Here is a 230-nt window from a genome sequence, read left to right on the forward strand (position 1 = left end):
TCAGTAAAAATGAAATCCGTTCAGGCGGAAATTCCGCATCAATCGGCATATAGGCGCTGCCCGATTTCCAAATTCCGAGCAGAGCGGCGACCGTATTCATCGATCGGCGCAGCATAACAGCGGTAATCTGATCGGGACGGGCGCCTTTTTCCCTTAACGCATGCGCAATCTGATTCGCCCGCTGATTTAATTTCTTATAGCTCCAGCTTATCCCGTTATATCTCAACGCT

At 49.6% G+C, this 230-nt stretch carries 1 protein-coding gene; it reads right to left on the reverse strand.

Annotated features, from left to right (window positions below; translation table 11 throughout):
- Positions 1 to 230 (reverse strand): AMP-binding protein (locus SB658_RS28055; protein ID WP_410603884.1); only part of this gene is annotated, 230 nt, incomplete at both ends.

The sequence above is a fragment of the Bacillus sp. SIMBA_008 genome (genome assembly GCF_046535495.1).
In the GTDB taxonomy this organism is placed as follows: Bacteria; Bacillota; Bacilli; order Bacillales; family Bacillaceae; genus Bacillus; species Bacillus subtilis.